The organism is Shewanella salipaludis, from assembly GCF_012911865.1.
Taxonomy (GTDB): Bacteria; Pseudomonadota; Gammaproteobacteria; order Enterobacterales; family Shewanellaceae; genus Shewanella; species Shewanella salipaludis.
The window spans coordinates 534,391-553,923 of sequence record NZ_JAAXYH010000002.1 but is presented as its reverse complement, the minus strand read 5'-3'; the positions used below and the strand labels follow the sequence as shown (position 1 = coordinate 553,923).

Genomic DNA, 19,533 nt, shown 5'->3' with positions numbered 1-19,533 from the left:
TGACCCTGGCTTACCGCCGCCCGCGTTCGAACGCCGGCGGCTTTTTTATGTGCATAGCCGTGGCGTTGGCTGTTGTGGTTGCGGCTGTTGTGACGTTTGTAACGAGGCCCGCCGCATCAGTTAGGATCTTCGAGGATCCCCTTTTCCCCCTCGCTCTTGGCAATGATCACCGCGCCGCAGGCGTCGCTGAAGATGTTCACCGAGGTCCGCAGCATGTCCAGCAACCTGTCGGTCACCAGCAACAGGCCTATGGCCTCCAGCGGTAGACCCACGGCGGATAAGATCACGGCTATGGCCACCAGGCTCGCGGCGGGGATGCCGGCGACCCCGATGGACGTCAGCAGGGCGAGCACGACTATGGTGAATTGGGTCACGAATCCCAGCTCCAGACCATAGGCCTGGGCGATAAACATGGCCGCCACGCACTCGTACAGGGCGGTGCCATCCATGTTGACCGTGGCCCCCAAGGGCAGGATGAAGCTGGCCGTCTTGCGCGACACGCCGGCCCTATGCTGGACACATTCCATGGTCAAGGGCAGGGTTGCCGAGGAGGACGCGGTGGAGAAGGCCATCAAGAGGGCAGGTGCCATGGCTTGGAGCTGTTTGCGGCCGCTGAGTCCGGCCAGGAGTTTCAGCAACAGCGGCAAGACGATGAAAGCGTGCAACAAGAGCGCCAGTATCACGGTAACCAGGAAGATCAGCATGGGTTGGAAGGCGGCAAATCCGGTCGAGCTGATGGTCTTGGCGACCAGGGCAAATACCCCCATGGGGGCGAAGCGCATGATGAACAGGGTGATCAGCACCATGGTATCGGCCGCGCCCTGCCAGAAGCGGATCAGGGTCTGCTTCCCCTGGGCGTCTATGCGTCCCATGAAGAAGCCGAACAGCAGACTGAAGAAGATCAGTCCCAGCATCTGGCCTTCGGCGGCCGCGGCCACTATGTTGGTGGGCACCATGCGGATGAAGATGGCTATGATGTCGCCGCTGTCGCGACCTGTGACTTGCTGCAGCGTCGAGGCGAGTTGCTCCTTGTCTATGCTCAGGTTCAGGCTGGCCCCGGCGGCTTCGCCGTTGATGATGCCGGGTTGGCAGATGTTGACCAGTGTCAGGCCGAGGAGAATGGCGCACAGGCTGGTGGCTGTGTAATACGCCAGGGTCTTCAAGCCCAAGCGTCCCAGACTGTCCCCGCCGACTAGACCCGCCATGCTGGCGATGATGGATGACATGATCAGCGGCACTATCACCATCTTCAAGGCGTTGAGAAACAGCTCGCCGACGAAATCATAGCCGGCATACAGGCTGCTGCCGGGGGCGGTATTCAGGCCCGCCAGTATGGCCAGGACGAGTGCAATCAAGATTTGCCAGTGGAGTTTCATGGGCCATTCCTGTGACTTATGCCTTTGGGAAAGCGCTTTGGCTCTGGGCCGAAATCCCGATCCCGGCCCGGGGAGAGCCGGCGGGTTAACCCTGGTGTGCGGCTAGTCTAAGCCTAGTTAACTTGGAGGGGATTTCCAGACATGCCATGGCGCAGCCCAGGCATGTCTGGACCTGTGTTTCAGTCTCAGTGGCAATTTCGGGTTCAGGTGCAGTTTCAGTCTCGGCGTGACTCAGTAGTCCAACTCGAGTGCAAAACACAGGTAGGCCATGAGCCCATTGCAGTGCCGGAACTGGCGGCTGCAATAGTCGACAAGGTCGGCGCGCAGCAGGGTTGCAGGATCGATGTTTTTGACCGCGATGAAGTCTTTACGCTTGAGTTCATCCAGCATGGGGTGGCTCTTATCGAAGCCCTTGGGTGGCCGTATCAGGCTGTCGCCCGACATCTCGAAGCCATGTCGGCCCAATTCGGCGATGGCCTTCCTGTAGGCGTTGGGATTCTCGTCTATGCAGCTGCGAATGGCGTTGAGCGCCTTGGACTCGGGATGCCAGATCCCCGCCGCCAGGAAGCAGCCATCGTTGGCGATATGCAGATACAGCCCAGGGGCATGCACATCCTTGCCCTGGAAGTGACGGAATTGAATGCCGACATTGGTCTTGTAGGGGGTCTTGTCTTTGCTGAAACGGCTATCCCTCTGGGGCCGCATCAGGCTGCCGCCGATTTTCTTGGGGACTGCAGTCAGGCGCGGTGACAGCGCCAGAATGTGCGGTTGCATCTCCTGGATGAAGGCGAGTGCCGGGGTGCGCACCTGGGTTTCGTACTGGGTTTGGTGGGCCTTGAACCAGTCCCTGTCATTGTGTTGTGCCAATTGGTGCAGGAAATCGAAACTGGCCTGGGTAAAAGCTGACGACATCTGTGGCTCCTGGGGAAATACTGGCTTTGTACCACAGGATAGCTGAAAATTCATCGGCTTAACCCGGATAATCTCCAACTTTTCTCCCGCAATGCGGCCGAACGGCCCTGGAGCCCTGGCTGGGGCGATTTTCTTGGCCATGACTTTCATAGGGCCTAAAACCAGCTTGGGCGGTTGAGCTTTGGCATAAAGTGATTAATATATAAAGTATCTTTATATAGAGAAAGAATCATGACGGACAAGGCAGACGATATCGACATCTTGGTCGCCCAATGGCAGCAGCAGGGGGTGAGTGACGACCTGCAACCCATGGCGATTTTCGGCCGCTTCGCGCGGCTGGCCAAGCATATAGAGGCGGAGATTTTACGTTGTCACAGTGGGCTGGGATTGGGCCAGGGGGAGTTTGATGTGTTGGCGACCCTGAGACGCAATGGCGCACCTTATACCCTGTCGCCTTCACACTTGTATCAAAGCATGATGTTAAGCTCGGGCGCCATGACCAGCCGTCTCGACCGGCTGGCGCAGAAGGGGCTTATCGAACGCCAACACAGCACGGAAGATCGCCGCGCCGTGCATGTGTCCCTGAGTGACGCGGGCAAGGTGCTGATCGACCGCGCCCTGCCCGTGCATATGGCCCTATTTGAATCCCTGCTGGCCGACATGGGATCTGAGGAGAGAGGGCAGCTGAATCTGTTATTGAAGCAGTGGTTAGGGCATTTCGAATGACCGGTCAGCCGGGCCGGTTGTGGAATATGGGCGTTGCCGCTGCTTGTCGCCCGTGCCCATGACAGCTGCTCTCTTGTTTCTAATGAGCTTAGTTTCTAATGAGCTTAGTATCGCATGAGCTTAGTATCGAATAAGCCGACCGTCTTACGTCAGGCTGGAGTCCAACATGGTTAAGAAGCGCGAACCCTTCGAATTTTCCGGTTACCAGGTGGCGGCCGGCAGCCAGGTGAGTGTCAAGTTGGCCGCCGCCAAGCTGTATACAGATACTCAGCTGGATCTGCATGTCGAAGTCTTTCACGGCACCAGGCCGGGGCCGACGCTCCTGGTGTGCGCCGCCATTCACGGTGACGAACTCAATGGCATAGAGGTATGCCGCCTGTTATTGGGGAAGATCAATGCCAAGACACTGAGCGGCACCCTGCTGGTGGTCCCGATAGTCAATGTGTTTGGCTTCATACAACAGTCACGTTATCTGCCCGACCGCCGGGATCTCAACCGGTGTTTTCCCGGTTCGGTCAAGGGGGCGCTCGCCAGTCGGCTGGCACACTTGTTTGCCAGCCAGCTGATAGCCCATGCGACCCACATCATAGATCTGCATACAGGGGCTATCCACAGGGATAACCTGCCGCAGATCCGCTGCGATACCTCGGACGACACCATGCTAACCATGGCCCATGCCTTCGGCTCGCCGGTGATCATGCATTCCAAGGCCCGCCCCGAGTCCATGCGGGGCTATGCCAATGCGCTGGGCATCCCCTGCATACTCTACGAGGCGGGTGAAGCGCTGCGTTTCAGTGACTTGTCGATAAAGTCCGGCCTCAAGGGGGTGACCAATGTGATGCGCAGCCTGGGCATGTTGAAGGGACGGGTACGCAACAAGAATAATTGCGTCCGGGCCTTGCGCAGTTATTGGGTGCGCAGCGAAGCCGATGGCCTGGTGAATATGAAGCTCAAGTTAGGCCAGAGAGTCAGCAAGGGCTACATCATAGCCAACATAGTCAGCCCCCATGGCGGGGATGCCGTGGCGATAAGGGCGCCGACCGACGGCATCATCATAGGCATAAGCAATATCCCTGTGACCAATGAGGGTGAGGGCATGTTTCATATCGCCCAGTTCGAGGGCGACGAAATCGAGATAGCCAACGAACAGCTGGATGAATTTCTGATGGAGCACTCTTAGCTCAGGCTCAGAGGGTGAAACGCTGTACCGAGTCGCTGAGGGAATGCGCCAGTTGGGTCACCTCGTCGCTGCGTCTGGCCATGTCACCGGCTTCGGCGGCATTGGTGTTGGCGGCCACTGCGGCCTCCGTCATGCTCGACTCTATGTGCCGGCTCTGCTCGAGTTGTTCGGCCGCCGCCTGGGTGATGCACAGGCTCATGTCTTCTATGCTGGCCAGTGCGGCCTCGATTTGCGCTATGGCGCCATGCAGCGTCTGACTCTGGGACACACATTCATCGGCTTGATCCTGTCCCTGGGAGATTGCCTTGACGGCCGCCGCCGTTTCTTGTTGCAGGGCGGCGATCATTGTGTGGATTTCGGCGGTGGACGCCTGAGTGCGGGAGGCGAGGGAGCGAACCTCGTCGGCCACCACGGCGAAGCCCCTGCCATGCTCCCCGGCCCTGGCGGCTTCGATGGCGGCGTTCAGGGCCAGGAGATTGGTTTGTTCGGCAATACCGCTGATGGTCACCAGGATACTGCCTATGTTGTCGCTGTGGCGGCTCAACCTGGACATGATTTCCACCGAGGCGCCGAGCCCCTGGGACAGTTGTTCTATCCGGCTGCGGTTGCTTGCCGCTATGTGCCTGACTTCCTGGCCGCGCTCCGAGGCCTTTTGGATCTGCAGCGCCGACTGGCTCGCCTGTTCATTGACAGTGCCTGAGCTGACAAAAATGCGCTCGGCCAAGTGTTTGGCCTTGTCGACCCGGCCGATTTGAGCATTCGCCGAGGTGGCGATCCTTTGCCCCTGTTGCCCGGAACGCTCGGCCGAATCATCCAGTGACAGGGCATCGCGCCTGATGGCGGTGAGCAATTGCGTCAGGTCATCACTCAGGGTGTTGATGCTGTCGATCAACAGGCCGAACTCATCTTTACTGCGTTGCGGCAGGCGCCGGGATAAATCGCCGCTGGCGATGCGGGCCAGGGCCTTGTTGACGGCGGCCAGTGGCCCCAGCATGGCCTTGGAGGTGAAGAAGGAAATAAAGCCTGCCATGAAGATGAACACCAGTGCCAGCACTATCGCCAATGTCTGTGCCGCCCCTATTTCTTCATTGGCAACCCCTTGCAGACGGGAGAAACGTTGGTCTGCCAGGGCCACCAAGGCGTCCAACTCGGCATAATTGGCGGCGAATGCCGCGTCCGCATCCCGGTAGTTTTTCTGCGCCAGCAGCTGCTGGTTCAGCATCTGCTGCCGCGCCAGATACAGCTTGCCCGGCTCGGCCAGCTGTGCCATGACCAGGCTGAATCCGGCGGCGAAGTTGTCCAGCAATGCCTGGCTGTCCAGCGGTGCGGCTTGCTGTTTGAGGTAGTTGAAATTGGTGGTGATATTGCTCAGCAGGAAACCCACGTCCTGTTGGTGGGTGGCGAGTTCCTCCAGGCTGGCGCTGCGCGCCAGATCTTTGATGCTGTTGCCCAGGGTATAGAGCATGTCATCGATACGTGTGCCTGTGCCTATGACTTCTTCCAGTAATTGTGGCTCGTTGGGCGCCGCAATGGTTTCCAGATCTATCATGGCGTTGCTGGCCCGGGTTCTGGCCTCCTCGAATTGCTCCAGCTCTCGTTGGTATTGGCCTAAGGCCTGTTCCCTGGCCAGTTTGGCCTGGTACATGGCCTGGCTCAGGCGGAAATAGGCTTGGTAATGGTTTGCCGCCCGGGTCAACCTGGCCTGCATCTCGGGTTGGTCCGACACCCGCTGCGCCAACTCGCGGGTCGCCTGGTTGTAGACCCGGTTCAGGGTGTCGAATTGGCCCTGGCTTTGGGTGATAATGGCCGTGCCTGTCTGGGCGAAGGCCAAGGTTTCGAGTTTGGACATTTGCAGCAGTTTCAGCTGCAGGGCGTTGCTCTGCTTCTGCACCGGGACGGCCAAGGTTTCGATATTGGCGTTGGCGGTATGGATCCGGGTCAAGGACTGATAAAAGAAACTGCTGCCGGCAATTAACAAGGCGCCTATGGTGCCGAAGCCCAGGGTGACTTTCTGTTTGATGGTTAACTGCAGCATGCTCATGATACGTCTCTTTATCGTCGTTATTCTGGGTGTCTGGGAGCAACTTGTTGCTCCAATGTTAAGGCTATTTGGCGTGCTTTGGCAATCAGGTGATTGTTTTCATTTGGGATCTTGCTATTAAGTTTAGCCCTGTGACGCGGGTTTGCGTTTGAAAATCCATATCAATGCGAACTAAAATAGCGCGTTGAAGCTGCCAGGGCGTTTCAATATTTTTTTAGGCCGACCAAGCTAATGTGTGCGCTTGGCGCGGGCGTGACAGCCGCTTCGAGCGCCCCGGGAGCAGGGCTTATTAAGGAGAGCATGATGCAACAAACTAACCCATTGGCCGGCATAGACGAGGGCCTCAAGAGCGTCACCCTGGGCGAGCGGCGACTGGTGCCATCGAAAATTGTCTGTATTGGCCGCAATTATGTCGACCATATCCATGAGCTGGGCAACGAAGTGCCGGAGCAGATGGTGATCTTCATCAAGCCTAACTCGGCGATAACGCAGCAGCTTTCGGCCTTCAGTGGCGAAGCGCTGCACTATGAGACAGAGCTATGCCTGCTGTATTGGCAGGGGCGCTTTATCGCCGCTGCCGTGGGCCTGGATCTCACCAAACGCGAGCTGCAGGGGCGGCTCAAGGCCAAGGGCTTACCCTGGGAGCGGGCCAAGGCCTTCGATGGCTCGGCGCTCTTCAGTCCCTTCGTCAGCCTGGAGCCCCATGGGGAGCTGAATTTCAGTTTGCATCTGGATGAGCAGTTGCTGCAGTTGGGCAACCTCGAACTCATGATACATAAGCCGGATGAGATCTTGGCCGAGATCCAAAGCTTCATGAGCCTGAACGATGGCGATATAGTGATGACGGGCACCCCCAAGGGGGTCGGGGTCGTACAGGCTGGGAGTCGCTTCAGGGTCACACTCTGTGATGCCGAGCAGGTCTTACTCGAGTGGCAATGGCAGGCGATATGAGACAAATGGCATCCAGCTGTCAGCCGTAGGCTTCCATGTCCAATTCTATGTCGGTGCAGCCTTTCTTGCAGAAAATCCCCGGCTTTTGCCCCGGCTTCAGCTGTTCCGGCAGCAGCACGTTCAAGGGCTGGCGACAGCCGGCGCAGCTGACGCTCTGCCCCTTCAATACTCGCTTGATCAGCTGTTTTTGCGCGTTAAAGGAGTTGGCCGTCAGCTTGCCTATCTCGGCGAAACGCCTGCTGTTGCTGGCATCTGGAGCTGCTGTCTTGTCTGTCTCTGGTTCGGCTATGGTCATTGGCTGCGTTAAGCTTGGTGTGACTTGCCGGGGATTATAGCCTTGACGCTTGCAGATGCCAAAAGGCTTTCAGCCTCGGGCGGCAATCCCTATGAGGTCAGGACGGAGTCACTTAGGCAACTTGTGGGGTTTGTAGGCGTGCAACCAGGTTTCAAATTCGTCCCTGGCCAGGGGGCGACTGATTAAGTACCCCTGGATAGAGTCACACTGCTCCCTCAGCAGGAAGTCTCTCTGTTCCTGGGTCTCGACCCCTTCGGCTATGACCTGCATACTCAGCTTGTGCGCCAGGGCGATAATCCCGGAGGCGACGGTTTCACTGTCCTTGTCATTGGGTATGTTGTGAATGAAAGATCTGTCTATTTTCAGGGTGTCCACCGGGAACTTGATCAAATAGCTGAGGGAAGAGTAGCCCGTGCCGAAGTCATCTATGGCCAGGGAAACCCCGAGTTCTTTCAGGCCGTTGAGCAATGAGAGACAGGTCTCGGATTCCTCCGCCATCACGCTTTCTGTGATCTCCAGTTGCAGGTATTTGGCATCCAGCTTATGTGTATTCAGGCAGCTTTTTACTTTCTGCAGCAGGTAGCTATGCTTCATCTGCTGCCCCGAGATGTTGACCGCGATGAAGTGCAGATCTAAGCCTGCCTCCAGCCAGAGTTTGAATTGGCGGCAACTCTGGTTCAGCACCCACTCGCCCAGGGGCAGTATGAGCCCTGACTCTTCCGCCAGCGAGATAAATTCGTCCGGTGGCATGAATCCCCGTTCCGGGTGTTCCCACCTGACCAAGGCTTCCGCGCCCAGCAGTTTGCCGGTACGCAGTTCTATCTGGGGTTGGAAATGCAGCACCAGCTCGTTGTGTTCCAGGGCATGGCGCAAGTCGCGCTCAAGCTCTATCCTGCGTATGAGTTCGGCTTCCATACCGTACTCATAGAATTGGATCTTATTGCCGCCGCCGGCCTTGGCACTGTACATGGCGGTATCTGCGTGTTTCATCAGGGCGTGGTAATCCTCGCCGTCGGCGGGATAAACCGAGATCCCGACACTCACTGGGGCCCTGACTATCTTGCCCATGAAGGTGAAAGGTTCGGCCAACAGGGCACAAATTTTTTGCCCTATCTTGCTGGCGACCGCCGTCGACTGTATGTCCTCCAGCAGCACGGTAAATTCATCGCCCCCCAGCCTGGAAACCAGATCGCCGCTCCTGACACAATGATTGATACGTTTGGCAACGGCTTTGAGCAGCATGTCGCCGACATCATGGCCCTGGGTGTCGTTGATGAATTTGAACTTATCCAGATCTATGAACATCAGTGCCAGTTGCTCCTTGGCCGATTCGGCCTGGGTGATGGCCTCTTCGATTCTTTCCAGGAACTGGGTGCGGTTGGCCAAACCTGTCAGTTGGTCATGGTAGGCCAATTGATGTATGTGGCGCTCCGCCAGGGTGGTGCGGATGAGCTGGGCGACCCGCTTCCTCAGCACATGTAGGTTGACCGGCTTGGCAATGAAATCCGTTGCTCCATACTCGAATGCCTGCTCTATGACCTCATCCTTGTCCGAGGCGGTCAGCATGAGGATCGGCGGTTTAAACTCCATGGGCAGCTGCAGTATTTTCCGCATGGCGTCGAAGCCATTCATCTCCTTCATCATGGCATCCATCAGGATCAGGTCCGGCATCCTCTGCTCGCATACACTGAGAGCTATGGCGCCATTCTGGGCTTCGGCTATGTAATAGCTATCCTGTTCCAGGCAGCCTTTGAGGCTGAGTCTGGTGCTGCGATCGTCATCGACTATGAGCACATAGGGCTGGGATGACAGTGACAGCAACTCCTGATTGGCCGTTCCCCCCTGGGATGCTGGCTGCAAGGGCGTGTCGATTTCGGCACTCAGCAGCTGCGCGACCCTGTTAAACGCCAGGTTGAGACGCTGCAGCAATTCTTGCTGCAACGCCTCGGTCGCCGCTTTTGCCGTGGCGGTGGCCTCCAGTCGCTTGGCATCATGGGCCAGGCCGCTGGCACCTAAGGTTGCCGAGCTGCCCTTGAGCAGGTGGCTATAGTCCTTGATCTTCTGCTTGTCCTGCTGTGCTATGGCTTGTGCCAGTTGGCTCAAAGTGCCCGGGGTATCTTCCAGGTAGGCCATCACCAGGGAGGGGAAGGTCTTGCCGGTTTCTTCCCTGAGTTGAGACAGCACCGCCTTGTCTATTGCCCCCGGGGTGTGGGTCATGCTGACTTCCGCTTCCCTGTGCCTGTTATCCGTTGTCGCCGGCGACCCCAGCCACAGCTGCAACTTGACAGTCAATGCCGCCAGGGTGAGCGGCTTGGCCAGATAATCGTCCATGCCGACGTCGAAACACTTGTCTCTGTCGCTGCTCTTCACATCCGCCGTCATGGCGATTATGGGGGTGTGTCTGTCCGCGCCTTCCCGTTTTCTGATGTTCTGGGTCGCCTCATAGCCGTCCATGACGGGCATATGGCAATCCATGAAAATCAGCGACACCTCCTGCTCACTCAAGAGTTGCAGCGCCTCTCTGCCATTGGCGGCGATAATGGCCCTGTAGCCGAGTTTTTCCAACATGGCACTGGCGACATACTGGTTGGCTCTGTTGTCTTCTACCACCAGGATCTGTGCCTGCTGAAGCCCCTCGTCGCCAGGGCGCGCCTCGTGACTGGTTTTCAAGGGGCGGGCCTGGGCCTTGGCCTCCGGCTGGATGGACTCGGAGGCCAGGCTCGAGTTGAGCAGGGCCCGCAGTTGCGGATAACCGAGGGAGAGGGGCAAGAAATACAGGCGTGATGCCCTGGACGGTCTGGGTTGGTGCCAGTCGTGGCTGAGCACCAAGGTTTGCGGCAAGATGGCCGGGAATTCTGCTTCGAGCGAGTGATAAAAATGCGCACCAACGGGCATCTCGGCCGACTCGCAGATCAGTACCTGAGGGTAGGGAGGGGGCTTGGCCACACTGTCACGCATCATTTGCAGGGCTTGCTCGGCACTGTAGGCGGTATCTACGTCATAACCCGACTGAGCCAAGCGCTCAGGCAACAGATTCAGGCAGGCGTTGCCCTGTAGCAGCAGCAAAGGAGGCAATGGTGCCGGCGGTATTGGCATTGTGTCGTCTGCCTGAGCCTCTGTGTTTAGGCTCAGGGTGAACCAGAAATGACTGCCGGCACCCACAGTGCTTTGCACTCCAAGTTCGCCGCCCATCAGGCTCACCAGCTGACGGGAGATTGCCAACCCCAATCCCGTGCCGCCATAGAGACGGGTTGTCGAGCCGTCTGCCTGGGTAAATGCTTGAAAGATAATGCGTTGAGCCGATTCTTCTATTCCTATCCCCGTATCTGCTACTTCAAGTTTGAGCCTGACTTCCTTGTCAAGGCGCTCGAGCAGGCTGGCGGTGACCGAAATGCCGCCGGACTGGGTGAATTTGAGGGCATTTCCCAGCAGATTGATCAGCACCTGTCTCAGGCGGCCGGCGTCGCCGCTGAGCCTAGTGGGCAGTTGGGGATCCAGGAAGGCGCCGAGCAACAGGTGTTTCGCGCTGGCCTGGACATTGAGCAGTTCAACCACATCGGCGATCAGTTCGGCTAAGTCGAACGCCTCGAAGCTGAGGTGTACCTTGGCCGATTCCAGCTTGCTGAAGTCCAGGATGTCATCTATGAGCCTGAGCAGCTGCACGCCTGAGGTGTTGGCAATTTTCAGATAATGCCTGGCCTTTTCCGTCAGGCCTTGTTCATCTATCAGCTCCATCATGCCCAGAATGCTGTTCATAGGAGTACGCAGCTCATGGCTGATACTGGCAACAAACTGCCCCTTGAGCAGCGCCGAACTCAGGGCACTGTCCCTGGCGCGCTCCAATTCCTGTTGCCTGGCTTCCAGCTCATTCATCATGGTGTTGAATGCCTGTTCCATGTGCAATATGTCGCTCGGGCCCTGCAACTGTGCCCGCACCCCATAGTCACCCGTCTCGGCTTCTCGCATGCGCTTGGCGAGGATCTTGATGGGACGAATGACCCTGTTGGTGATTAGCAGCAGGAATAGCAAGAGCAGGCCGGCCAGCAGACCGGCGGTGAGCATATTGGTTTGCAATATGTCCTGGCTCATGGCGAGCAGGTTTTTTTTGCTTTTAATCACATGGGCATAGCCTATGATCTCCCTGCTGGGTTCTTCCACTGTGAAGGGCGATGTGTCGGCGCTCATGTCGGAACTCGAATAGACAGGGGTAGAGAAGTCCCATTCCTGCGCCGTTTCCCTCATGACTATGGTATTTTCTACCGTCGGAAAACGTCCCTTGCCCGGGAGTGGCGGACGGCCGGTCAGCAACAGGGGTTGATGGCTTTTGTCATAGAGCGCAATGCCGACAATGTCGGGAAAACTCAGGGTGATCTTGGCGGCATCTTCCGCCGATTCGACGCTGTGGTAGAGGAGGGCCAGGGTGCTTTGGTGGGCAAAATTCAGAGTGAGCTTATGTCCCTGCTGCACATATTGAGCTTCGATTGTGTTTTGCGATGTTTTCGAAATGACGAAAGAAGAGATGGCAGCAAGTAAGATGATACCCAAGGTAAAGGTTGAAATCAGCTGTTGCCTGAAACTGAGCTTGGTCAGAAAAAAAGTTAAAGCTCTTTCCATGATCGCCATCATATATCCTTTTATTAACCCAGCAGCTTCCAAAATGCTATTGCATAGGGTAAATCAGCTCGAAATCTTGCTGCTCAGATTTATTAAAATATAGGCCAAGATGTTTGGCCGTGCGCAGATTTATTGCCGTCAACAAATCCGCCAGCAAGATAATTTTTTCTTCATGCTCCGGGTGTTGTAATTTTTCCATCAACATGCGTGCCAGGCTGCTGCCCAAGGCCTTGTTATCCGGATACATGGAAAATAGGGCTCCGCGTTTCACATCCGGGAGTCTATTGGAGAAAATATAGAGTTTTCTTTGCCAGGCCACCTCTAGGATGTCACGCATTACCGCCTGATCCATTATGCTATTGTCCGATATCAGCCACAGGGCTTCCGAGTCACTGTTCAATTCGGTCAAGAGTTTACGGTAGTTATGGGCCGACTCGAGTAAATCGTCAACGGGATGGGGTATCAGGCTGAGTCCCGTTTGCCTGGCGGCATCCAGCGCGGCACCAATCAGCCATGCCTGTTTTTTTTTCTGATAAATAACATGAACTTTTGATACATTTGGGACTATCCGTGCCATCTGGCTCAATAGGAGCATGGGGGCTGGGGTCATGGATATCCCGGAAAATTCCGTAGGCTCTGTGGCAATGTTGACTGCCCCCACCACCAAAGGGAGTTCATCTTTCAGTTGTCGGGCAAATTTGAGTCCATTGCTTCCCAAGGCAATCAAGGATGAAATATTATTTTCGGCTATCCAAAATCTGATTTCGGCTATGTTGGTATCATTCTCGAATTTGAATGTTTTAATCTCACCTTTGAAATTTTCTGCTATTCCCTCAGTTATATTGGCGAATACCTGGTTATAGGGCTCCTTGATTCTCGGGTATAATACTGCGGCCGTGGTGGCATCGGCCGCCAATACCGGCATTGTGCCTATTAAAGCCGATGCCAGGATTAACGCCAGACTCAGTCCGAAGCCTTGCTTAATCCTGAGTGCCCTATTAACTAAAATCATTATTCATCCGTTGGCTCGGTATCCATGCTGTTGGTATGCCCTGATTTGCCGATGAATACCTAATGGTATCCGTCTCCAGGGAGGATAGTGTTGTCCCCCCTCGAGCAGTGCATTTCCATCATGGCTAGAATTTGAAATAAATTTGGGCGTAAATATTCCTGCCTTCCAGCGGCAGGTCGTCGGGAATGGCCGCGACCGGATTCGACCAATCGCTTGGTTCCCGCGCGTCCGTATCCGTCAGGTTGCGCAGCATTATGCTGCCTCCCCAGGCATTGTTGTCGTCCCGGTAGTTCAGTGTCAGATCGAGGGTCGCATAGTCATCTATGCTGTCTCTGGTATCCAGGGCTTCCCGCTCCCTCGACATCACCCAGTTGAGTTGGCCATGAAGTTGCACCCTGTCGCTCAGCGTCCAGTTTGCCGCCAGGTAGGCCTGGCTGCCGGGTACCTGGCTGGTGCGGCGGTCGGTTGCCTCATCGACCGAGTCCTGCCAGGCGTAATTGGCTTTGACTTGCCACAGGTCGTTGATACGCCAGTCCAGATCCAGTTCCAAGCCTTTGCCTGTCTGGCTGCCTGCGTTATTTGCCGTCTTGGTATTGCCGCTGGCATCGGCGGTAAACTTGATGATATCGCGCCAGTCGTAGTGGAATAGGTTCAGGCTGAATCTGAGCCTTTCCGTGGCCCGATAGTCGAACGCCAGCTCGTAGCTGGAGAGGGTCTCGGGATCCAGATCCGGGTTGCCCAATACCACAGGATTGTTGATCGCCCGGGTTTCGGCGAAGGCAGGGGCCCTGAAGGCCTTGCCGTACAATAGCTTGGTCGTCAGTTTGCGGCTACTCGACCATACCAGTGCCACGCGGGGATTGGTGGTGTTGCCGAAGTCTGAGTAATCATCGTAGCGCAACCCGGCGGTTAACTCCCAATCATCGGCCAGATGCCATATATCCTGCAGATAGATATAGGTATTTTCCCTGTTGCCCTCTTGCAGATAGACATAGGGGGTATCGCTCACGTCGACCACAGGGCTGCCGGGGGGTAATTGCTCTCCCGTGATGGGATCCGGCCCGAAGTTTTTCGTCTCTCTTACCTTATACAAGTCGCTGAATACATAGCCTATGCCACCACGGATATGGTGTTTTTCCAGTCTGGTATATGAGGCGGTGATGTTGGCCCTGGTGTGGCGCTCAAAGGATTCGGGGTTGCCTATCAGGCCCTCGGGATAGACGCCACCCAAGCCTATGAGGGTGAGATCGCTGCCGGCGGGGAAGATGTGCATGTCATTCTCGGCTTCGGTACTGGTATCGAAATAGCTGATCTGGGCCTGCAGATCCCAGAAGTCCGAGAAGTTGGCGTTATGGTAGGTGAGATCTGCGTTGAACCTGTCGCTCTTCCAGCGATTGTCGGGATCCAAGGCCTCCGCCACCCCGGCGCCATTGCCCCAATTTCTGCGTCGCTGTAACCCGCTCCTGAATTGCCAGTTATCTTTGACTATGTCCAGCCGTATGTCGAGGTTCTCCCTGGACAGGCTTACGGCGCCGGGGGCATTCGAGGCCGAGGTGCCGGCCAGTGCGTCCAGGCCCGATTGCAGATCTGAGCCTATGAGTTCGTGCTGACCATCGGTTTGATGGAACTCGACTATCATGCCCAGGGTAAAATCGTGCCACTCGCCCGCCAGCTTGCCCCAGGCATCCTGGGTATCATAGCTGCCGGCGCGGACCCCGAATTCATTTTGCGTGATATCGCTGCCGGAGAGGGTGGTGATGTTGATGACCCCGGCGAAGGCGTCGGCGCCATAGAGCGCCGAGCCTGGGCCACGGATCACTTCGATTCTTTCTATGGCATTGACCGGCATGCCGCCCCAGATGAGGCCGCGATCGCCATTGTATAAGCTGCTGATGGGGATGCCATTAATCAACAGCAGGACCTGAGGGTTATAGTTGGAACGTATGCCGCGAAAGGTATAAATGGGGTTATAGCCCAGGGCGCTGCGGGCCACATGCAGCCCTGGAACTGTTTCCAGTACCTGGTCCAGTTCGCTAGCCCCCATTTCCCTTATGTCATCGGCGTTGATCACCGTGGCAACGGCCGGGGCCTTGGTGATGGATTGCAGGCTGCCGGTGGCTATGCTGATCATCTCGGTATCGCCGTAGAGCGCCAGTAATTCGTCCTCGTCGCTGGTATTGGCCTGTAGCTGAGGCGAAACCATGCCGAGCAGCATCAGCCCCAGGCCGAGTGTTTTTCCCCTTGAATGCGTCATATAGTCCCTTATCCCCAATGCCCGGAATGCAGAGCATTTGTACCATGGTCGTCATTATTCGTTCTGTACCTGCCAGCGGCGTTCCGCCGGGCCCGTGTAGCTGATCCTGCTGCAGCGCAGCGGAAAGAAGGCCCCGGGCGGGTGCTTGGCGGCATCGACGGCACAATGCAGGATGCCGGCGCTGAAGCATAGCACCCCATATTGGTAGTGTTGCCTGGGGCTGAGTCCCTGATCTGCGCTGAAGCCGGCCATGAGCCCGACCACATTCATCTGCATCGACTTGCCCATGTCAGCCAGTGTGGCTTCTATCTCGAATGCCAGTTTGAGCATGGGACCCTGATCCAAGCCCAGCTCCCTTGCCAGCTTCATCAGGGGGGCGATGCGCTCATCGCGGGCGGCGATGGGGCGGCCATAGCCGGGCAAGCGGGCGACACAGCGACTCTTGCCGCTGGCAGGCCTGGGCGAGCCCTGGGGGCGAGGGGACAATTTATCCTGCAAGATATCGCTCAGGCATTCCTTGTTTTGCAGCCTTGCCTTTATGGCCAACAGGGATTCCATGGCGCCCATCAAGGGTTGGTAGCCGTAGATGACGGCCTCAGAGACGGCGACACCGGCGCCGACCCCCAGGGTGGTGGTGCTGCGTGCCGTACCGGCCAGGGCGCCTATGCGGTTATTCCAGAGTCTGGGATCGGGAAAGCTGGCGGCCAGGGCCCAGATGCCGTCGAACAGGCGTATTTGCGCTTTCGTTGGGATCTTGCCCGTGATGCCGTACAGCAGGAGTCCCATCCAGGGCAGGTCCGGCAACTCCTCGAACAGATCCTGGCCGCGAAACACCACGCGTTCTCCCGGAAACCAGGCGCCTAAATCCGTTTTCCAGCATTCCTCCCATGGGAGCCAGGGGTTGCTCATGATTCTGTCTCCTTACTCTGTGCCTGTGGGTCCATGTCGAGTTTGATGCCATGGGGGTGAAACGGATAATCCCGCCAGCCGAGCCTATGCTGTTCTATGCTGTGGGCCGCGGCGCCGGGGAGACGCAGCAAGAGGTAGAGGATTTCTGCCTCCTGGGGATCGAAACCCAGATCGCTGAAGGCGGCGGCAACCACGCCCGTCATGGCCAGCGGCAACTCGGCGGCGCGCTCCAGTGTTTCCCTGTGGCCATGTAGCCAGGCGAGGTGGGTGTCCATGCCCAGCGAGGCCGCCACCTTCGCCAGATGCGCGAGTGTGCGCAGCACGGGGTGGGCACAGGCGCCTGCGTGGGGCGCGAAGCCGGGAGCCTGTTCCATCTCGGGCCAGACATCGAAGTCATGACCATTATGTTGCTGCTGATAACTCAGGTAGTGTTTTTCTTTCAGGCCGGGTTTCCAGAGGGAAAGATCTTTCTGACATGCCTGCCACAGCAGCATGGCGTCATAGATCTCCCGTCCGCCGTTGCGCCGTCCGGCGCCGACGGCTAACGCCGCCATCAGGCAGGAGGCCAAGGTCGAGCCGCCGGCGGCGGCCGACATGGCGGCCTGTATGCTGTGATCCCTGGGCCCGGGGTTGGCTATGGCCACGGCCAGGTCATTGAGCAGCCGGGTTTCCGCCGGCGTCGCCTGACGCCGGCGAAATAAGAGGAAGAGGTATTCGATCCAGCCGGCCTTGCCCAGCAGATCTTCGAAGACATCGAAACCTGCGCACAGGCAGCGCTGGGCCAGGAAAGGATTCTGCTCGTCCGCCGTCTCATGCCAGATGGCGGTGGTGATGGGCTCGAAAGCGGCATCCTGTGCCGCTTCGGCCTGGGTTGGCTCGCTCATTTCAGCTCCTTAGGTTGGTCGGAGGCTTCCCCGTCATCCCCTTGATTTGCAGGCTTGTCGACCCGGGACAGTTGTTTGATGCGCGCGCCTATGGGGGCGACTTCGTCTACGTCTATGTAGACATCGAGCAGGGTTGGGCCCTTGCGCCGGCAAATCTGCTCTATGGGGAGTTTATGCAGATCTTCCGAGGTTTCGATACGATAATTGGCGGCGCCCATGGCTGCCGCCATGGCGGCAAAGTCGACCTGGGGCAAGGCCGTGCCTATGGCTTCGGCGTGGCTGAGCTTTTGACCCTGTTTGACCATGCCCAGTGCCGAGTCGTTGAGCACCACGAAGATGACCGGCAGACCATGCTGCACCGCCACAGTGAGCTCCTGACCGCTCATCAGCATGCTGCCATCGCCTGTGATACAGACCACGGGCTGAGCCGGCGCGGCCAGTGCGACACCGACGGCGCAGCCTATGGCCCAACCCATGGAGGCAAATTCCAGACAGGCCCTGAACAGGCCGCCTCTGGCATCCCTGTTGCCGACCATGCGGCGATCATAAGGGTGAAGGTAGTGGATTGCCCAGGCGAAACTGGCGCCCGTGTCGGCCAGGTAGCGGGTGTGAGGGGGAAACAATTCGGCCAGATCGTGCATCAGGCGCTGGGGTTTTATTGGCTTGCTGGTATCCATGAATGCCGCTTCATTGTCCAGCATGAAATGCCGCTCGCGGGTGCTGGGCTCAGGGTGCGGCAGGTGCGGCACCCCGTGGCTCTGGGTTAACTTCTTGTACAGCTGCTCGAAGATGGTCAGTATGCGGCCACGAATGTGCAGCTTGGCCATGGGGGTATAGGTAAAGTTGGCTTCCTGCTCGTCGATATGAATGAGTCTGGGGTTGAGCAGCAGCTCACTGTCCCAGCCGTTGCTGGCCCATTCGCTCAGTGCCGTGCCGATACAGACGATGTTTTCCAGCTGTTCGTTTCTCAGGCTGTTGACGGCATTCTGGTGGCCGGCAAAACCGACCACACCGCGAAACTGCGGATGATAGGGACTGATCAGCCCCTTGCCGTGGGGGGTGGTCAGCAGTATGGCATCGAGCATGTGTGCCGTGGTCAGTATGGCGCCTATGGCCTCGCTGGCGCCTTCGCCAATCACGAAGACGGTATTCTTTCCCGGTTGCAGCTCCTTGAACAGCGCATCGAGATCTTCGCGGTCGAGCAAGGATTTCTTATGGAGTAAGCGCTTGATATCGAAGATTTCATTGCGTATTGGGGCCGGACTGCGAAAGACATCCAGGGGGATGCTCAGGTGCACCGGCCCCGGGGGCGAGGCGAAGGCTTTCATCAGCGCGGCCGCCAGTTTGCGTTCGAACTGTTCTGGGTGGGAGATCAGGGTGTTGTAGCGGGTACAGTATTCGAACATGGCAACCGTGTTGATGCCGGTACAGGAGGACTCCTGAAAGGCCCCCTTGCCGAAGGAGGACAGGGGCGTCTGCGCCGTGATGATCAACAGGGGGATCTGATTGGCGTAGGCGGAGGCGACCCCGGTTATGAGATTGGTAGTGCCAGGGCCTGTGGTGGCGCAGCAGACCCCGAGTTTCCCCGTCCTGCTGGCATAGCCGTCGGCCATGAAGACGGCCCCGGTTTCGTGGCGGGCTATGATGGCCCTGGGACCCGCCTGACGCTCACTGCGGGCGAGGGCATTGTACATGGGCTCTATGGCGCCGCCGGGAATGCCGAAGACAAAGTCTATCTGCAACAGCGACAGGTAATGCAGCAAGAGATCGGCCAGATCCAGCTGAGGCGTCAGTTCATCGATGCGGCTGACGGGCACTTGGGCTTGTGTCCTGGATTGGTTGTCCATGTCGAGCGTGGACGAGGAGTGGAGATCCTCCGAGCTTTTCGCCATAACAAGTGTCCTTTTGTCTGAGAAGGCGTACCGAAAAGAGTCAGTCTTACCTAATAGACTAGTCAACATTTGTTAAAGTGAGAGGATTTTATTGAAAAATTTACTTATCCCCCTAATTCGCCTTAGATCTTGTTTATGCTGAATTTAACTTACGTCCAAGCGACGCTTGAGCCGGCGCCGGCCCTGGGGCGCGGCTCAATCCCGTGCCGCCCGGGGGCGGGTCCAATGGGAGCTGCGGGAATAGCGCACTTTGGCCTTTGTTCCTGCCATGGCCGCAGAGGAGATCCGGGTTCTGGCGCTGATGCCGGCGGGCGCAGCGACCGTGACACTGGAGCCATAGGCTGTCCAGGGGCCGTCGTCTATACGGTATTCCATGCTGGCATTGGGGAAGGCGCTGCTCAGGCTGAGGCGGCCATCGGCGATTTTTTTTATTGCCTGTGTTAAAAGCCGCCCCAGATAAGCCATGATCCATGAGTCAGGAGCCAGG

The 19,533-nt window shown here is 57.4% G+C and carries 14 protein-coding genes; 3 read left to right on the top strand and 11 right to left on the bottom strand.

Going from position 1 to position 19,533, the window contains the following annotated elements; all coding sequences use genetic code 11:
• Positions 1-116: 116 nt before the first annotated feature.
• Both HC757_RS05450 and HC757_RS05445 read right to left on the bottom strand, forming a co-directional pair.
• Positions 117-1,376, bottom strand: a complete 1,260-nt coding sequence (locus tag HC757_RS05450) for a dicarboxylate/amino acid:cation symporter (protein ID WP_169563274.1) — start codon at positions 1,374-1,376, stop codon at positions 117-119.
• A 231-nt stretch (positions 1,377-1,607) separates the two neighbouring features.
• Entirely contained in the window at positions 1,608-2,288 is a 681-nt protein-coding gene (locus tag HC757_RS05445; protein WP_244623154.1) for a DUF2461 domain-containing protein, read from the bottom strand.
• A 231-nt stretch (positions 2,289-2,519) separates the two neighbouring features.
• Here HC757_RS05445 and HC757_RS05440 point away from each other — a divergent pair, with 231 nt between their 5' ends.
• Together HC757_RS05440 and HC757_RS05435 are read left to right on the top strand one after the other, a co-directional pair.
• Positions 2,520-3,014 (top strand): MarR family winged helix-turn-helix transcriptional regulator, encoded by a 495-nt coding sequence (locus HC757_RS05440; RefSeq protein WP_169563272.1) that lies wholly within the window; start codon positions 2,520-2,522, stop codon positions 3,012-3,014.
• A 166-nt stretch (positions 3,015-3,180) separates the two neighbouring features.
• Positions 3,181-4,194 carry a succinylglutamate desuccinylase/aspartoacylase family protein gene (locus HC757_RS05435; RefSeq protein ID WP_169563271.1) on the top strand — a complete coding sequence of 338 codons (1,014 nt, stop codon included), beginning with the start codon at positions 3,181-3,183 and terminating at the stop codon, positions 4,192-4,194.
• 7 nt (positions 4,195-4,201) lie between these two features.
• On the opposite strand, the gene HC757_RS05430 is transcribed toward HC757_RS05435, so the two are convergent.
• Positions 4,202-6,229, bottom strand: a complete 2,028-nt coding sequence (locus HC757_RS05430) for a methyl-accepting chemotaxis protein (protein ID WP_169563349.1) — start codon at positions 6,227-6,229, stop codon at positions 4,202-4,204.
• 306 nt (positions 6,230-6,535) lie between these two features.
• On the opposite strand from HC757_RS05430, the gene HC757_RS05425 reads away from it, so the two are divergent.
• The gene (locus HC757_RS05425) at positions 6,536-7,186 is read left to right on the top strand and encodes a fumarylacetoacetate hydrolase family protein (protein WP_244623150.1); all 651 of its coding nucleotides are present in this window, start codon (positions 6,536-6,538) and stop codon (positions 7,184-7,186) included.
• Positions 7,187-7,205: 19 nt separating this feature from the next.
• Here HC757_RS05425 and HC757_RS05420 read toward each other — a convergent pair whose 3' ends face one another.
• From HC757_RS05420 to HC757_RS05385, 8 genes are all read right to left on the bottom strand, one after another.
• Positions 7,206-7,481 carry a hypothetical protein gene (locus HC757_RS05420; protein ID WP_169563270.1) on the bottom strand — a complete coding sequence of 92 codons (276 nt, stop codon included), beginning with the start codon at positions 7,479-7,481 and terminating at the stop codon, positions 7,206-7,208.
• 108 nt (positions 7,482-7,589) lie between these two features.
• Positions 7,590-12,095 carry an EAL domain-containing protein gene (locus tag HC757_RS05415; RefSeq protein WP_169563269.1) on the bottom strand — a complete coding sequence of 1,502 codons (4,506 nt, stop codon included), beginning with the start codon at positions 12,093-12,095 and terminating at the stop codon, positions 7,590-7,592.
• A 46-nt stretch (positions 12,096-12,141) separates the two neighbouring features.
• The gene (locus HC757_RS05410; protein WP_169563268.1) at positions 12,142-13,107 is read right to left on the bottom strand and encodes an ABC transporter substrate binding protein; all 966 of its coding nucleotides are present in this window, start codon (positions 13,105-13,107) and stop codon (positions 12,142-12,144) included.
• 124 nt (positions 13,108-13,231) lie between these two features.
• Positions 13,232-15,361 (bottom strand): TonB-dependent receptor plug domain-containing protein, encoded by a 2,130-nt coding sequence (locus HC757_RS05405; RefSeq protein ID WP_169563267.1) that lies wholly within the window; start codon positions 15,359-15,361, stop codon positions 13,232-13,234.
• A gap of 54 nt (positions 15,362-15,415) precedes the next feature.
• Positions 15,416-16,270, bottom strand: coding sequence for a hypothetical protein (locus HC757_RS05400; RefSeq protein ID WP_169563266.1), 855 nt, complete (start codon positions 16,268-16,270; stop codon positions 15,416-15,418).
• A complete protein-coding gene (locus HC757_RS05395; protein WP_211164275.1) occupies positions 16,267-17,154 on the bottom strand; it encodes a citrate synthase family protein in 888 nt (295 codons plus the stop codon). Before HC757_RS05395 ends, HC757_RS05400 begins: the two co-directional genes overlap by 4 nt.
• A complete protein-coding gene (locus HC757_RS05390; protein WP_211164274.1) occupies positions 17,151-19,046 on the bottom strand; it encodes a thiamine pyrophosphate-binding protein in 1,896 nt (631 codons plus the stop codon). Before HC757_RS05390 ends, HC757_RS05395 begins: the two co-directional genes overlap by 4 nt.
• A 195-nt stretch (positions 19,047-19,241) precedes the next feature.
• Positions 19,242-19,511 carry an early set domain-containing protein gene (locus tag HC757_RS05385; RefSeq protein ID WP_169563265.1) on the bottom strand — a complete coding sequence of 90 codons (270 nt, stop codon included), beginning with the start codon at positions 19,509-19,511 and terminating at the stop codon, positions 19,242-19,244.
• Positions 19,512-19,533: the final 22 nt, after the last annotated feature.

Excerpts from the sequence above, each read along its gene's own strand:
- HC757_RS05420 (WP_169563270.1), bottom strand. The coding sequence starts at position 7,481 with ATGACCATAGCCGAACCAGAGACAGACAAGACAGCAGCTCCAGATGCC.
- HC757_RS05405 (WP_169563267.1), bottom strand. The coding sequence starts at position 15,361 with ATGACGCATTCAAGGGGAAAAACACTCGGCCTGGGGCTGATGCTGCTC.
- HC757_RS05385 (WP_169563265.1), bottom strand. The coding sequence starts at position 19,511 with ATGGCTTATCTGGGGCGGCTTTTAACACAGGCAATAAAAAAAATCGCC.
- HC757_RS05390 (WP_211164274.1), bottom strand. The coding sequence starts at position 19,046 with ATGGCGAAAAGCTCGGAGGATCTCCACTCCTCGTCCACGCTCGACATG.
- HC757_RS05450 (WP_169563274.1), bottom strand. The coding sequence starts at position 1,376 with ATGAAACTCCACTGGCAAATCTTGATTGCACTCGTCCTGGCCATACTG.
- HC757_RS05430 (WP_169563349.1), bottom strand. The coding sequence starts at position 6,229 with ATGCTGCAGTTAACCATCAAACAGAAAGTCACCCTGGGCTTCGGCACC.
- HC757_RS05395 (WP_211164275.1), bottom strand. The coding sequence starts at position 17,154 with ATGAGCGAGCCAACCCAGGCCGAAGCGGCACAGGATGCCGCTTTCGAG.
- HC757_RS05425 (WP_244623150.1), top strand. The coding sequence starts at position 6,536 with ATGATGCAACAAACTAACCCATTGGCCGGCATAGACGAGGGCCTCAAG.
- HC757_RS05440 (WP_169563272.1), top strand. The coding sequence starts at position 2,520 with ATGACGGACAAGGCAGACGATATCGACATCTTGGTCGCCCAATGGCAG.
- HC757_RS05410 (WP_169563268.1), bottom strand. The coding sequence starts at position 13,107 with ATGATTTTAGTTAATAGGGCACTCAGGATTAAGCAAGGCTTCGGACTG.
- HC757_RS05415 (WP_169563269.1), bottom strand. The coding sequence starts at position 12,095 with ATGGAAAGAGCTTTAACTTTTTTTCTGACCAAGCTCAGTTTCAGGCAA.
- HC757_RS05445 (WP_244623154.1), bottom strand. The coding sequence starts at position 2,288 with ATGTCGTCAGCTTTTACCCAGGCCAGTTTCGATTTCCTGCACCAATTG.
- HC757_RS05435 (WP_169563271.1), top strand. The coding sequence starts at position 3,181 with ATGGTTAAGAAGCGCGAACCCTTCGAATTTTCCGGTTACCAGGTGGCG.
- HC757_RS05400 (WP_169563266.1), bottom strand. The coding sequence starts at position 16,270 with ATGAGCAACCCCTGGCTCCCATGGGAGGAATGCTGGAAAACGGATTTA.